The organism is Streptomyces sp. NPDC059897, assembly GCF_042730865.1.
Classification (GTDB): Bacteria; Actinomycetota; Actinomycetes; order Streptomycetales; family Streptomycetaceae; genus Streptomyces.
In genome coordinates this window covers 103,983-118,234 of record NZ_JBHWKQ010000006.1, presented here as the reverse complement: position 1 = coordinate 118,234, position 14,252 = coordinate 103,983, and the positions used below count along the sequence as shown (strand labels likewise).

Genomic DNA, 14,252 nt, shown 5'->3' with positions numbered 1-14,252 from the left:
ATGGACGCGTCTTCCGGAGCCGCGCAGGATGCCGCACCCGACCGCGACGCTCGACGGCGGGAGCGTTTCCTGACGCAGCCCGGCCTCGCGGACCTCGCCGACATCCCGGCCGTCAGCCGCTGGGTCCGCAGCGGGGACGTACGGCTGCACGTCCTGGACTACGGCGGCGACGGCGTGCCGCTGCTGATCCTGCCCGGCATCACCAGCCCGGCGGTCACCATGGACTTCGTCGCCCGCGAACTCACCGACCTGGCACGGCCGTTGGTCCTCGACATCCGCGGCCGCGGCCTCAGCGACGACGCCGACGACCACTGCCTCGACGCCCTCGCCGCCGACACGGAGGCCGTGATCCAGCAGCTGGAGCTGGCGGACCCCGTGCTGTTCGGCCACTCCATGGGCGCCCGGATCGCCGCCGCCACCGCGGTACGGAGCCAGGTCCCGCTCGGTGGAACGCTGTTGGTGGACCCGCCGATGAGCGGCCCCGGCCGGGGCCCGTACCCGACGACGCTCGCCGCCTTCACGCGCCAGCTGATGCAGGCACGGCGCGGCACGGACGCCGACGAGGTCGGCGGCTTCTGGCCGACCTGGCCGCGCCGCGAGCTGGAGCTGCGGGCCCGCTGGCTCGCCAGCTGCGGCCTGGAGGCCATCGAACGCGCCCACCAGGGCTTCGAGAGCGAGGACTTCTTCGACTGGTGGCCGCGGGTACCGGCTCCCACGACGCTGTTGTACGGGGCGAACAGCCCGGTCGTCACCGCCGAGGGCGCCGCGGAGGCCGCCGCCGCGAACCCGGCGGCGCGCATGGTTCGCATCCCGGCGGCGGGACATATGGTCTTCTGGGACAACCCGGCACCGGCCCTGGACCTGCTGCGCACCGCGCTGCGGCAGACCCTCGCACCGGAGCCGGACGCCCCTTCGATCCCTCCACACGACAGCGGTGCCATGACCTCGCCCTCCACCCCCGACCGGGCCGACGACGTCGCCACGCCCGACGAACTCAGCCACGCCCCGGGCTTCCTGGCCCGCCGGCTGCACCAGGCGTACCTCGCGGCCTGGCTGCACGACGTCGACGCGACGCTGACCGGGCCGCAGTTCGCCGTCCTGCAGATCACCGGCGAGAACCCCGGCTGCGACCAGCGCTCCATCGCCGATCTGGTCGCGCTCGACACCTCGACGATGGCCGACGTCGCCCGCCGCCTGGAGAACCGGGGCCTGCTGTCCCGCACGCCCTCCCCCGCCGACGCGCGGCGCAAGCTCCTCAACCTCACCGACGAGGGCCGCGCCACCGTGCACGACGCGAACCTGCGGGCCCGCAAGCTCGACGAGGAGCTGCTGCGGCCGATCCCGGCCGAGCAGCGCGCCGACGTCCTGCGACACCTCGCGGTCCTCGCCGACCACTGGGAGCGGCTCGGCCAGGAGCACTGACACCTCCGCGACCGCACCGCCCGAAGAACACCCGTAGGCCCCGCCTTCCTCAGGCATGCCTCAAAACTTGGAGCAAACCGTGCCGGACCACCACATAGGGATGATCGTCCCCAGCTCGAACCTCACGATGGAGACCGAACTCCCCCGCCTGATGCGGGCGCGCGAGGCCGTCTCCCCCGAGGACCGCTTCGTCTTCCACAGCAGCCGGATGCGCATGAAGCACGTCACCCCCGAGGAGCTGCGGGCGATGAACGCGCAGACGGAGCGCGCCGCCTCGGAGCTGGCGGACGCCCGGCCCGACGTCGTGGCCACGGCCTGCCTCGTCGCCATCATGGCGCAGGGGCCAGGACACCACTGCACCGCCGAGGACGAGATCAAGGATGTGCTGCGCGGCCAGGAGGCGCTGGTCCCCGTGGTCTCCAGCGCCGGTGCGCTGCTCGACGGGATCGCCGCGCTCGGCGCGAAGAAGGTCGCCATCGTCACGCCCTACATGAAGCCGCTGACCCGCAAGGTCGCCGACTACATCGAGGACGCGGGCGTCGAGGTCGTGGACGCGCTGAGCCTGGAGGTGCCGGACAACCTGGCCGTCGCCCGGCTCGACCCGCAGGACCTGCGCGAACACTACAAGCGCCTGAAGCTCGGCGACGCGGAGGCGCTGGTGCTGTCCGCGTGCGTGCAGATGCCGTCCCTGCCGGCGATCCAGCCGGTCGAGGACGAGCTGGGGCTCCCGGTCCTGTCGGCGGCCACCGCCACGGCCTTCCGGATCCTGTCCGAGCTGGGCCTGCCGCCGCTGGCGCCGAACGCGGGCAGCCTGCTGGCCGGTCCTGCCGCCGCGTGAAACCACCGCGTTAACTCCGTGCGCGACCCCTTGCCAAGGGCAATCGTACGTGCTCGGATTACCTTCATTCCCGGACAGTGCCGAACCGGCCCCGAACCGTTCGCGCACTGACGATCCCCACCGCACCGCCCCGCACCGCCCGCACACCTCCCGTCGCGGTTCGTCCCCGACACGACCCTGTGGAGCGCACGTGAGAACAGGCGATCAGATCGTTCAGGATCTCCCCTGGAGATGGAACGTCCAGGGAAAGATCTTCATCATCGGAGGTCTCGGCTACCTCTTCGACGCGTACGACATCGCCCTGAACGGCTTCCTCATGCCGCTCGTGGGCCAGCACTTCGATCTCTCCCTCGGCGCCCGAGGGCTCGTCGCCACCGCCAACCTGGTGGGCATGGCCGTCGGTGCCATCGCCTGGGGCGCGGTCGCCGACCGGATCGGCCGCAAGAAGGCGTTCAGTGTCACCCTGCTGATCTTCGCCCTGTTCTCGGTGCTCGGCGCGCTCTCGCCGACGTACTGGGTCTTCCTGGTGCTTCGCTTCCTCGCGGGAGTGGGGCTCGGTGGCTGCATCCCGGTCGACTACGCGCTGGTGGGCGAGTTCTCGCCGCGCAAGTACCGGGGCCGGATCCTCACCGCGCTCGACGCCTGGTGGCCGGTGGGGGTGACCCTGTGCGGGCTCGTGTCCACGGCCATGCTCACCCTCGACGGCAACTGGCGCTGGATGCTCGCCACGATGGTGCTGCCCGCGCTGCTGCTGTTCTGGGCGCGCCGCGGCATCCCCGAGTCACCCATCTACCTCACCAAGAAGGGCCGCGAGGCCGAGGCGCGGGCCGTCATCGACGACCTGGTGGCCCGTACGGGCGCGCCCGTCGAGCCGTACGTCATCCCTGAGGCGGTGCCGGACGAGGGCCCGCGCGGGGTGGCCGCCGCCGCTCAACAGCTGCGCAACATCTGGACGTTCAGCCCGCGCATCACCTCGACGGCCTGGCTGCTGTTCGCGACCATCATGCTCGTGTACTACGCGGCGCTGAGCTGGATGCCGTCCATCCTCAAGGAGGAGGGGCAGGGTGACACCGCGGCGTTCATGAGCACGACGTTGATGAGCGGCGTGGGCATCGTCGGTGTGCTCGTCTCGACGGCCCTCGTGGATCTGGTCGGCCGCAAGTGGCTGATCGGTGTCTCGGCCCCGGTCGCCTCGCTCGCCCTCGTGGTCTTCGCGATCGTGCGGGACATGCCGACCGGCTCGGTCGTGACCATCGGTGTGTTCGGCTTCCTCGCCCAGCTCGCCATCCCCGCCCTGTACGCGTACGTCTCCGAGCTGTACCCGACGGAACTGCGGGCCAGCGGATTCGGCTGGGCCTCCTCCGTCAGCCGGGCGCTCACCGGATTCGCCCCGCTGTTCTTCGGCTCGGTGCTGTGGCCCCTGCTGGGCCTGCCGCTGACGTTCGCGGTGCTCGGCGCGGCCGTGCTGCTCGCCGTCGGCTGGATGGCCGTGGCGGCGCCGGAGACGAAGGGCCGGGAACTGGACGACACGGACCAGGACGGCGGCAGCGGGCCGTCCGCGCGACAGGACAACCAGGCAGACCGGAAAGACCAGGAGAACCATGAAACCAGCGGCCTTCGGCTACCACAGGGCTCGTGACGTCGACGGCGCCACCCGGCTCCTGGCCGAGCTCGGCGACGACGCGAAGGTCATCGCCGGCGGCCAGAGCCTGGTCGCCATGATGAACTTCCGGCTCGCACGGCCCGGCCACCTGGTCGACATCGCCGGTCTGCGCGAACTCGACGGGATGCGCCGGGACACCTCGGGCGCCCTGCGCATCGGGGCGCTCACCACCCATCACACGGTGGAGAGCGATCCGGAAGGTGTGCTCGGCCGGGAGTTCGCGGTGCTGCGCGAGTCCATGCGGTGGATCGGGCACCTGCCCATCCGTACGCGCGGCACCATCGGCGGCAGCATCGCGCACGCCGACGCCACCGCCGAGTGGTGTCTTCTCGCCCTCGTACTGCGGGCGGAGTTCGTGGCCCGCGGCCCGCGCGGTGAGCGCCGCATCGCGGCCGGGGACTTCTTCCTCGGCTACTACACCAGCGTGCTCGACCCCGACGAGCTGCTGGTCGAGGTCGTCTTCCCGCACCCGGCGCCGCACGCCGCGCTCACCGAGTTCGCCGAGCGCCAGGGCGACTTCGCGCTGGTCGCGGCGGCCGTCGACCTGGATGTGGAGGGTGGTTCGGTGCGCGGCGGCCGGGTGGCGCTCGGCGGGGTCGCGGCCTCGGTGGTCCGGGTCCCGGAGGCCGAGGCGGTGCTCGCGGACGGAGGCACCGTCGCCGACTGCGCGGAGGCGGCGGCCGCGGCCGTCGAGCCACCGTCGGACGCCTCGGGCAGCACGCACTACCGCAAGCAGCTCGTCCGCACGCTGGTCCTGCGTGCCTGTGAGGAGGCGATGAGCCGATGACACACCCGGATGAGACGATGACACACTCGGCAGACACCAAGGGGCAGTTGACCGGCCGGTCGGTGGCACGCCGCGAGGACCCGCGGCTGCTGTCCGGGCGCGGCCGGTTCGTCGACGACATCGCGCTGCCCGGCATGCTGCACGCCCAGTTCGTGCGCAGCACGGTCGCGCACGGCGAGATCGCCGCCGTCGACCTGACGGCGGTACGCGAGGTGCCCGGGGTGGTCGCGGCGTTCACCGCCGAGGACCTCGACCTCACGGACATCACCGCCGAACTCGGCCGCCCCCGTTCGGAGTTCGTGCCCACCGCCATGCCGGTGCTCGCCCGCGACCGGGTGCGCTACGTCGGCGAGCCCGTCGCCATCGTGGTGGCACGGGACGCGTACGCCGCCGAGGACGGCCTGGAGGCCGCCAAGGTGCGTTACACGACGCTGCCGCCCGTGACCTGCGAGGACGAGGCCCTGGCCCCCGGTGCCCCGCTCGTCCACGAGGAGGCCGCGCGCAACACCCTCGTCGATGTGTCGCTGTTCGCCACGGACGGTATCGACGAGGTCTTCGACACCGCGGACTGCGTCGTGCGGGTCGAGTCACGGACCGGCCGGCAGAACGCCCTCCCGCTGGAGACGCGGGGCGCGGTCGCCCACTGGGACGACCGGGAGGAGCAGCTCGTCCTCAACACCTGCACCCAGGTCCCGCACCAGGTCCGGACGGTGGCCTCCCGCTGCCTGCGCCTGGACGAGCGGGCGGTGCGGGTCGTGGTGCCCGACATGGGCGGCGGCTTCGGCCAGAAGTGCGTCGTGGGCCGCGAGGAGATCGCCGCCGCTGCCGCCGCGCTGCGGCTGCGCCGCCCCGTCAAGTGGATCGAGGACCGCAAGGACGCGCTGTCCGCGTCGTTCCTCGCCCGCGAGCAGCACTACGAGGTACGGGCCGCCTTCGACGCGGACGGACACATCCTGGGGCTCGACGCGGACGTGGTGTGCGACATGGGCGCGTACTCCTGCTACCCGTTCACCGCCGGCATCGAGCCACTGATGGCGTCGGCGGAGATGCCCGGCGTGTACAAGGTGCCCGCCTACCGGGTGCGCGGCCGGGCGGTCACCACCAACAAGGCGCCCACCGCCCCGTACCGGGGAGTGAGCCGTCCCCAGTACGTGATGGTGATGGAGCGTCTCTTCGAGCGAGCGGCACGGGAGTTGGGCCTGGACGCGGTCGAGCTGCGCCGCCGCAATGTCATCACCGAGTTCCCGTACACGGGCGTCAACAACATCACGTACGACCCAGGGTCCTACCTGGAGTCGCTGAACCTGTGCGAGCGGCTCGTCAAGGACGAGGGCTGGTACGAGAAGCAGGCCGCCGCCGCGGCCGAGGGCCGGTTCCTCGGCATCGGGTACTCCTGCTTCAGCGAGCGCACCGGATACGGGTCCACGGCCTTCGCCCAGCGCAAGATGCAGGTCGTCCCCGGCTTCGACATCTCCGAGGTCCGGATGGACACCAGCGGAGCCATCACCGTCACCAGCGGCACGATGAGCCACGGACAGAGCCACGAGACGACGCTCGCGCAGATCGCGGCGGACGAACTCGGCCTGGAACTCGGCAAGGTGAAGCTGCATCAGGGCGACACCGACCGCATCACGTACGGCTACGGCACGTTCGCCAGCCGCTCCGTCACCATCGGCGGCAGCGCGGTGCGGCTCGCCGCGGCCAAGCTCGGCGAGAAGCTGCGGCGGATCGCGGCGGCGCTCTGGGACACCGACCCGGGCGAGGTGGCACTGACGCGCGGCGGTGTGCGGCGCGCGGACGGCAGCGTGCTCACGTACGAGGAACTCGCCGACATCGCGTACCTGCGCGCCCACCTCCTCCCCCGTGACATCGAGCCGGGGCTGAGCGCCACCGCCACTTTCGACGTGTTCAACGACGGCACCTTCTCCAACGCCACCCACGCCGTCGTCGTCGAACTCCACCAGGGCACCGGGCAGGTCGAGATCCTGCGGTACGTGTGCGTGGAGGACTGCGGCGTCGCCATCAACCCGCAGGTCGTGGAGGGGCAGTGCCGGGGCGGCATCGCCCAGGGCATCGCGGGCGCGCTCTTCGAGCAGGTGACGTACGACGCGCAGGGCGAGCCCTCGGCGACCAGCTTCATGGACTACAAGGTGCCGACCGCCCACGAGATCCCCGACGTTCTCATCCACCACCTCGAAACGCCGTGCACGTTCAACGAGACCGGTGCCAAGGGTGCCGGCGAGGGCGGCACCATCGGCGCGCCCGCCGCGGTCCTCAACGCCGTCAACGACGCGCTGCGCCCCACCGGCGTGGAACTGGATCACACCCCCGTGACGCCGGAGACCGTGCACCGCGCCCTGAACCTGGAGCCCTCGAACTTGGAGCCCTCCTCATGACCACCACGCCGGACAACCTGCTGCTGCTCACGCTGAACGTCAACGGCGAGGAGCACGAGGTGATCACCGAGCCGCGCCGCACCCTCGTCGACGTGCTCCGCCACGATCTGCGCCTGACCGGCACCCACGTCGGCTGCGAGCACGGCATCTGCGGCGCCTGCACGATCCTGGTCGACGAGCGGCCCGCACGCGCCTGCCTGATGTTCGCCGCGCAGGCCGAGGGCGCCCGGATCCGAACCGTCGAGTCCCTCGCGGACCCGGCGAGCGGCGAACTCAGCGATCTGCAACGGTCGTTCACCGAGCACCACGGCCTGCAGTGCGGCTTCTGCACACCCGGATTCCTGATGCTCGCGGACGGGTTCCTCGCCGAGCGTCCGGACGCGACCAAGGACGAGATCCGGGAGGTCGTGGCCGCCAACCTGTGCCGCTGCACCGGCTACCAGACCATCGTCGAGGCCATCGACTCCTGCGCCACGGCCCGCCGCGCCGGCTGCGCCAAGACCTGCACCGCGAACGAGGAGACAGCATGCAGCTGACCAACACCGTCGTCGTAGGCGCCGCTCCGGACGCGGTGTTCGCGCTCGTCAGCGACGTGGAGAAGGTGGCGTCCTGCATGCCGGGCGCGGCCATTGAGGGCAGGGACGGCGACGCCTGGCGCGGCGCCGTCAAGGTCAAGGTGGGCCCGATCAGCGCGGCGTACGCGGGGACCGTGCGGTTCCTGGAGGTCGACGCCGAGAAGCGCCGCCTGCGCGTGCACGCCAGCGGCGCCGACACCCACGGCAACGGCGACGCGGAGGCCGAGGTCGTCCTGGACATCGGCGAGGACCCTGCGGGCGCGCGGCTCGAACTCAGCACCGATCTGCTGATCCGCGGGAAGCTGGCCCAGTTCGGCAAGGGCGCGATCGCGACGGTCTCGGACCGGATCCTTCAGCAGTTCGCGCAGAACCTCGGGAACCTGTTGCTGGATCCGGGGCCTGCGACAGGCGCGGCCCCCGTCGCGGCGGCCACACAGCCCAAGGCCTCGGCCACCGCACCCGCGCCCGCCCCGGCCGAACTCGACGGCCTGTCGCTCGTCGCGGGGCCGCTCCTGGCCAAGTACGGCCCGGTCGCCGCCGGTCTCGCCGTCGGGCTCGTCCAGGGCTGGCTGTTCGGCAAGCTGCGCGCCCAGTCGGCCCAGCTGAAGGAGCTGCGCCGCCAGGGCTGACACGCGCGTACGGTCACCTGCCGTACGCCGCCGCCTCCCGCGCCGCCGTCTGGAGCAGCGGCACCATGGCGTGGAGTTCCTCGCGGCCCGTGAGGACGACGGCGGCGCCGAGGGAGAGGGCGAGCTGGGGCGGCCCGCCGTCCGGGTCGGTGGCGGGGACGCACACGGCGATGGAGCGGACCCCCCGCTCGTTCTCCTCCTCGGCGTCCGCCCAGCCGAGCCCCCGGACGCGGTCCAGTTCGGCCCGCAGCTCGTCCGGGTCGCTGAGTGTGTTGGGCGCGCTGCGCGGCAGCGGGCCCGCAAGCAGCCGCTCCCGGTCGGCCTCTGGGCGGGCCGCGACGAGGGCCTTGCCCATCGAGGTGGCGTGCCAGGGGTTGCGGGTGCCCTCGTCGCTGCGCAGTTGCAGGTGCTGGCTGCCCTGCACGGAGCGGACGAGGAGGACCTGGTCGCCGTCGAGGATGCCCGCGATGACGACCAGGCCCGTGCGCTCGGCCAACTGCCGCATGGGGCCCAGGAGATGGTTGAACCCGGCCGGTGTGCGATGGAAGCCGTGCGCCAGTTCCAGGGCGCGCAGCCCGAGCGCATAGGTGCGCGCGCTGGGATCGTGGACGACGAAGCCCTCCTCGGTCATCCGGGCGAGGAGCCGGTGGGCGCTGCTCACCGGCAGCTCCGCGGCCCGCGCGGCGGCGCTGACGCCGAGCCCGTCGGGGTGCCGGGAGAGCGTGGTCAGCAGCCTGAGCCCGCGGCCGAGCATGTCATCGGCCATTGTTCACGCCCTCCCCCACCTGTGGTTTCGTCGCCGAGCCGGTTGCCAGGTCGCTGCCGAAGCTTACGCGGCGTGCGTCTCGCCGACCTTGGCAGCCGCTTGGTCGAGCGCCTTGGGCCGCCGTACGAAGGCCATCAGCGCGGCCGAGACGAGTGTGCCGATCGCCATGACGGCGAAGGCGCCCATGTCACCCATGGAGCTGCCGCGGATCCAGCCGACGAGGTACGTGCCGACGAACGAGCCGAGCGCGCCGAAGGAGTTGACGAGGGCGACGGCCGCGCCGGAGACGTTCTTGGGTGCCTGGTCGGCGACGAGCGCGAAGTACGGCCCGTAGGGCGCGTACAGGCACAGGCCGGCGACGATCAGGAGCACGAAGGACATCGCGAACGAGGAGTGCGCGAGGTAGGAGCCGTACAGCGTGACGGCGGCGACCACCAGCCAGGGCCAGATCGCCAAGCGGCGCTTTCCGCTGCGGTCGGAGAGCTGGGAGTTGACGAGCATCGCGATCGAGGCGAAGACGTACGGGACCGCGGAGAGCAGCCCTGTGGCGCCGATGCCCTGGCCCGAGGCCTCCTTGATGATCGAGGGCAGCCAGAACACGAACCCGTACACGCCGATCGACCAGCAGAAGTACTGGGCGGCCAGGATGAGCACGGGGCGCGAGGAGAGCACCTTGCGGTATTCGGCGGTGCGGGCGACGGCGACGGTCGGCTCCTTGGCCAACTCCGCGTCCAGCTCGGCCCGTTCGTTCGCGGGCAGCCACTTCGCCTCCGCGGGATGATCCTTGATCATCTTGAGGCAGAGCAGTCCCCACAGCACGGCCGGCAGGCCCTCGATGATGAACATCTCGCGCCAGCTGGTGGCCTCGATGATCAGCCCGGAGACGGCGGAGAGCCACATCACGGTGACCGGATTGCCCAGGATCAGAAAGGTGTTGGCGCGCCCGCGCTCGCGCTGCGTGAACCAGCGGCCGAGCAGCATCACCATCGAAGGCATGACCGCGCCCTCGACCACGCCTAGCAGGAAGCGGACGGCGACCAGCATGGCCGGGCTGTGCAGCAGCCCCTGGACGGCGGCGAGCAGCCCCCAGGCGATGGTCGAGTACGCGACGAGGCGGCGGGCACTGCGGCGCTCGGCGTAGATGGTGCCGGGAATCTGGAAGAAGAAGTAGCCCAGGAAGAAGGAGGCGGCGACCAGCGCGTCCATACTGCTGGACATGTTGAGGTCCTCGGCCATGCCGCCGGCCGAGCCGATCGAGTAGTTCGACCGGTCCAGATACGCCAGCGAGTACGTGACGAACGCGATCGGGATCATGTGCCTGGTCCGCGTCGACGACCAGAATCCACTGCCGCGTGCGGCGCGGGACGACGTCGCTGTCATCCGTCACACCTCCTGTTTCCGTGGGGGTTTTCCGTGGGGTTTTCCGAGCCACTTTTCCGTGGGGTGGAAAGTGTTCTGTGGGACGGAAAGACGTTAGGGTCGGGACGTCTCCAGGTCAACAGCCTTGCCGCAGCCGCGATTTGCCGCGCTTCGGACAATGCCGCCAGGAAAGGTGCAGCTGTGCCCAACCATGACTCCGCCCGCATGTCCCCCCACATCGACCCGCTTCCCGAGGCGCCGGACGTGCTGGTGCCCTGGCCCGGACTCGACCGCGTGCACGGCCCCTGGCCGGACGGTGACCGCGTCCATGTGTGGGACGGGGTGTCTCCGGTCGACCTCGACACCGAGCAGCTCGCCCGGATCGGTTTCTGGGTGATGCCGTACGCGACGCCCGAGGCCACGAAGCTGCTTCCCGACCTCCCGGGGCTGCGCGCCGTGCAGTCGTTGAGCGCGGGCGTGGAGAAGCTGCGGCCGATGCTGCCCGAGGGGGTGGCGCTGCACAACGGTCGCGGGCTGCACGACGCGAGCGCCGCCGAGCACGCCCTCGCCCTGACCCTCGCCGCGCAGCGCGACCTGCCGCGCTGGGTGCGCGATCAGGACGGGGGTCGCTGGGAGCCGCACTTCACGCGCTCCCTCGCGGACTCGCGGGTGGCGATCGTGGGCTACGGGTCCATCGGCGAGGCGCTCGAGCAGCGGCTGCTGGCATGCGAGGCCACCGTTGTGCGTGTGGCCCGCCGCGCCCGGCCGGACAGTGGTGTCCACGCGGTCACGGACCTGCCGGAGCTGCTGCCGCAGGTCGACATCGCGGTGCTCGTGCTGCCCGAGAACCCGTCCACGGTGGGCCTGTTCGGCGCGGCCGAACTCGCCGCGCTCCCGGACGACGCGCTCGTGGTCAACATCGGCCGCGGCCGCACTCTCGACCCCGACGCACTCCTCGCCGAGGCCCGCACCGGACGGCTCCGCGCGGCCCTTGATGTCACATCCCCGGAGCCCCTGCCCGCCGACCATCCGCTGCGCACCCTGCCCGGCGTGCTCATCACCCCGCACGTGGGCGGCGGCTCGGCGACGTTCCGGCCGCGCGCCGAGCGCCTGATCGTGGAGCAGGTACGCCGGTGGGCGAGCGGTGAGCCCCTGGTCAACGCGATGGAGTAGCCGGGGACGCCCCGCCCTCACGTCTCCCCATCCCCTCGACACGGAGTGGCTCCGCACACACTCACACATACCCCCCGGGGTAATCCTGTACGGTGGATTACATACCCCCGGGGGTAACCCTCCGGTCTCTTCGTACGGAAGGAGCAGTACGCCGTGTTCTTCATCGACACCATCGAGCTTCCGGGCCTCGGCAACCGCAGCTACCTGGCCGGCGGCGCCACCACAGCCGTCGCGGTCGACCCGCCCCGGGACATCGACCAGGTCATCGCGGCGGCCGCCCGCCGCGGCGTGCGCATCTCCCACGTCGTGGAGACACACCTGCACAACGACTACGTGACCGGCGGCCTGGAGCTGGCGCGCACGACCGGCGCCGCGTACCTGGTCCCGGCCGGCGCGCGCGTCACCTTCGCCCGGATTCCCGTCACGGACGGTGACACCGTCGACATCGACACCGGCCTGACCCTGTCCGCCGTGGCCACCCCCGGCCACACCCCGCACCACACCTCGTACGTCCTCGGTGACGCGGGCACCCCGGTCGCCGCGTTCACCGGCGGCTCGCTGCTGATCGGCACCGTCGGCCGGCCCGACCTGGTCGATCCCCGGCTCACCGAGGAACTGGCGCGGGCCCAGCACGCCTCCGCGCAGCGCCTGGCCGACGCGCTGCCCGACGCTACGGCGGTGCTGCCCACACATGGCTTCGGCAGCTTCTGCTCCTCGGCCCAGGCCGACGGCGACACCACGACCGTCGGTCACGAGCGGACGGCCAACGCGGCGCTGACCACCGACGTCGACACCTTCGTCGCCCAGCTCCTGGCCGACCTCGACGACGTGCCCGCCTACTACGCGCACATGAGCCCGGCCAACGCCGAGGGCCCGGCCCCCGTCGACCTCACCCCGCCCGAGCCGGCCGACCCGGAGCAGATCGCCTCGCGGCTCGCGGCCGGTGAGTGGGTCGTCGACCTGCGGGGCCGCATCGCCTTCGCGGAGGGGCACGTGGCGGGCTCGCTGAACTTCGCCGCCGACGGCGGCCTCGCCACGTACCTCGCCTGGATGATCCCGTGGGGCAAGCCCGTCACCCTGCTCGCCGAGTCGGCCGAGCAACTGGCTGATGCACAGCGCGAGTTGGTGCGCGTCGGCATCGACCGGCCCGCCGCCGCGGCCACCGGCGAGGTCGCCGACTGGCTGCGCGCGGGCGAGCGCCCGGCCGCCTTCCCCCGTGCGACCTTCGCCGACCTCGCCGAGCAGGACCGCTCCGCGCTCACCGTCCTCGACGTCCGCCGGGACAGCGAGCGTGCGGGCGGCTGGATCGAGGGCTCCGTGCACATCCCGATCCACGAGGTGCACAGCCGCGTAGCGGAGGTCCCCGAGCGGGCCGTGTGGGTGCACTGCGCGGGTGGCATGCGCGCGGCCATCGCCGCTTCCTTCCTCGACGCCAACGGCCGCCTGGTCGTGGCCGTCGACGACGGCTTCGACCAGGCGGCGGCAGCGGGCCTGCCCGTCGTCACCGGCTGACCGGCGCGACAGGAAGGACCCACAGCACCATGTTCCGTTCCCGCAAGGGCAGGCAGCGCCTGTCCGTCGAGGAAGCACGCACACGTACAGCCGGGACTCGGCCCGAGGCCGTCCTGCTCGACGTGCGCGAGGACGCCGAGTGGCAGGCCGGGCACGCACCCGGCGCGGTGCACGCCCCGCTCACCGCGCTGGCCGCCGGCACCCCACTGCCCCCGGCCGCGCAGGGCCTGCCACTGGTGGTGATATGTCGCAGCGGTCACCGTTCCCAGCGGGCGGTGGGCCTGCTCGCCCGGCGCGGCGCCGACGCGGTGGACGTCGAGGGCGGCATGAGCGCCTGGGCCGCCGCCGGACACCCCGTCGTCGACGCGCGCGGGAACGGTGTCACGATCGCGTGAGCACGCTCGTACTCGCGCTCGCCGCGGGCGCCGTCATCGGCGTGGCGCTGGGCGCGCTGGGTGGCGGCGGGAGTGTGCTGGCCGTGCCCGCCCTGCTCTATCTGCTCGACTTCTCACCGGCCGCCGCCACCACCGCGAGCCTGATCATCGTCACGGCCACCTCCGCGACCGCCCTGTACGCGCACGCCCGCGACGGGAACGTCGCCTGGCGCACCGGAGCCCTCTTCGCGGCGGCCGGGATCGTACCCGCCTACGCGACCGGTCTCGCCTCGGCGCATGTCCCCGAGGCCGCGCTCACCCTCGCGTTCTCCGTCGTCGCGGCGCTCGCGGCGCTGCGGATGCTCCGGCCCGCCACCGGGGGCACGGCGGGTGGTGTCCGGCCGGTGCGGGCGGCGGGCGCCGGGGCCGGGCTCGGGGCGGTGACCGGGTTCCTCGGGGTGGGCGGCGGCTTCCTGGCCGTACCGGCGCTCGTCGGTGTGCTCGGCCTGAGGATGCGGCAGGCGGTCGGCACCAGCCTGCTGGTCATCGTCGTCAACTCGCTCGCCGCCCTCGCGGCCCGCACCGGCAGCGGTGACCTGCGCTGGGAGATCATCGCCCCGTTCGCGGGGGCGGCGGTCCTCGGCGCCTGGGACGGCAAGCGACTCGCCGCCCGTGTCACCGGGAACACACTGCAACGCGTCTTCGCCTTCGTCCTGTTGGCGGTGGCGGCGTTCATGCTCGTCGACGCGTTGGTGTGA

Annotated in this window: 13 protein-coding genes; 11 read left to right on the top strand and 2 right to left on the bottom strand. The window is 72.1% G+C overall.

Annotation, left to right across the window (positions count from 1 at the left end; translation table 11 throughout):
* The 7 genes from ACFV9W_RS09480 to ACFV9W_RS09450 all read left to right on the top strand — a co-directional run bounded on the left by ACFV9W_RS09480 (position 1) and on the right by ACFV9W_RS09450 (position 8,310).
* Positions 1-1,422, top strand: coding sequence for an alpha/beta fold hydrolase (locus ACFV9W_RS09480; protein ID WP_385757245.1), 1,422 nt, complete (start codon positions 1-3; stop codon positions 1,420-1,422).
* Between the two features lie 79 nt (positions 1,423-1,501).
* On the top strand, positions 1,502-2,260 hold the full coding sequence (locus tag ACFV9W_RS09475) for an aspartate/glutamate racemase family protein (protein ID WP_385757243.1): 759 nt from the start codon (positions 1,502-1,504) through the stop codon (positions 2,258-2,260).
* Positions 2,261-2,450: 190 nt separating this feature from the next.
* Positions 2,451-3,899: an MFS transporter gene (locus tag ACFV9W_RS09470; protein ID WP_385757242.1), complete on the top strand. Its 1,449-nt coding sequence runs from the start codon at positions 2,451-2,453 to the stop codon at positions 3,897-3,899.
* Positions 3,862-4,710: an FAD binding domain-containing protein gene (locus ACFV9W_RS09465; protein ID WP_385757240.1), complete on the top strand. Its 849-nt coding sequence runs from the start codon at positions 3,862-3,864 to the stop codon at positions 4,708-4,710. Before ACFV9W_RS09470 ends, ACFV9W_RS09465 begins: the two co-directional genes overlap by 38 nt.
* Positions 4,707-7,106 carry a xanthine dehydrogenase family protein molybdopterin-binding subunit gene (locus tag ACFV9W_RS09460; protein WP_385757239.1) on the top strand — a complete coding sequence of 800 codons (2,400 nt, stop codon included), beginning with the start codon at positions 4,707-4,709 and terminating at the stop codon, positions 7,104-7,106. Before ACFV9W_RS09465 ends, ACFV9W_RS09460 begins: the two co-directional genes overlap by 4 nt.
* Complete coding sequence (locus ACFV9W_RS09455) at positions 7,103-7,642, top strand: (2Fe-2S)-binding protein (protein WP_385757237.1); 540 nt, start codon at positions 7,103-7,105, stop codon at positions 7,640-7,642. Before ACFV9W_RS09460 ends, ACFV9W_RS09455 begins: the two co-directional genes overlap by 4 nt.
* On the top strand, positions 7,633-8,310 hold the full coding sequence (locus ACFV9W_RS09450) for an SRPBCC family protein (protein ID WP_385757235.1): 678 nt from the start codon (positions 7,633-7,635) through the stop codon (positions 8,308-8,310). The genes ACFV9W_RS09455 and ACFV9W_RS09450 overlap by 10 nt, the downstream gene beginning before the upstream one ends.
* 13 nt (positions 8,311-8,323) lie before the next feature.
* Here ACFV9W_RS09450 and ACFV9W_RS09445 read toward each other — a convergent pair whose 3' ends face one another.
* Positions 8,324-9,076, bottom strand: a complete 753-nt coding sequence (locus ACFV9W_RS09445) for an IclR family transcriptional regulator (protein WP_385757234.1) — start codon at positions 9,074-9,076, stop codon at positions 8,324-8,326.
* 63 nt (positions 9,077-9,139) lie between these two features.
* A complete protein-coding gene (locus tag ACFV9W_RS09440; protein ID WP_385757232.1) occupies positions 9,140-10,456 on the bottom strand; it encodes an MFS transporter in 1,317 nt (438 codons plus the stop codon).
* Between the two features lie 204 nt (positions 10,457-10,660).
* Between ACFV9W_RS09440 and ACFV9W_RS09435 the strand changes: the two genes are divergently transcribed.
* The 4 genes from ACFV9W_RS09435 to ACFV9W_RS09420 all read left to right on the top strand — a co-directional run bounded on the left by ACFV9W_RS09435 (position 10,661) and on the right by ACFV9W_RS09420 (position 14,252).
* Positions 10,661-11,608, top strand: coding sequence for a 2-hydroxyacid dehydrogenase (locus ACFV9W_RS09435; protein ID WP_385757526.1), 948 nt, complete (start codon positions 10,661-10,663; stop codon positions 11,606-11,608).
* Between the two features lie 153 nt (positions 11,609-11,761).
* A complete protein-coding gene (locus tag ACFV9W_RS09430; RefSeq protein WP_385757231.1) occupies positions 11,762-13,120 on the top strand; it encodes a rhodanese-like domain-containing protein in 1,359 nt (452 codons plus the stop codon).
* 29 nt (positions 13,121-13,149) lie between these two features.
* Positions 13,150-13,515 (top strand): rhodanese-like domain-containing protein, encoded by a 366-nt coding sequence (locus ACFV9W_RS09425; protein ID WP_385757230.1) that lies wholly within the window; start codon positions 13,150-13,152, stop codon positions 13,513-13,515.
* Positions 13,512-14,252 (top strand): sulfite exporter TauE/SafE family protein, encoded by a 741-nt coding sequence (locus ACFV9W_RS09420; protein WP_385757228.1) that lies wholly within the window; start codon positions 13,512-13,514, stop codon positions 14,250-14,252. Before ACFV9W_RS09425 ends, ACFV9W_RS09420 begins: the two co-directional genes overlap by 4 nt.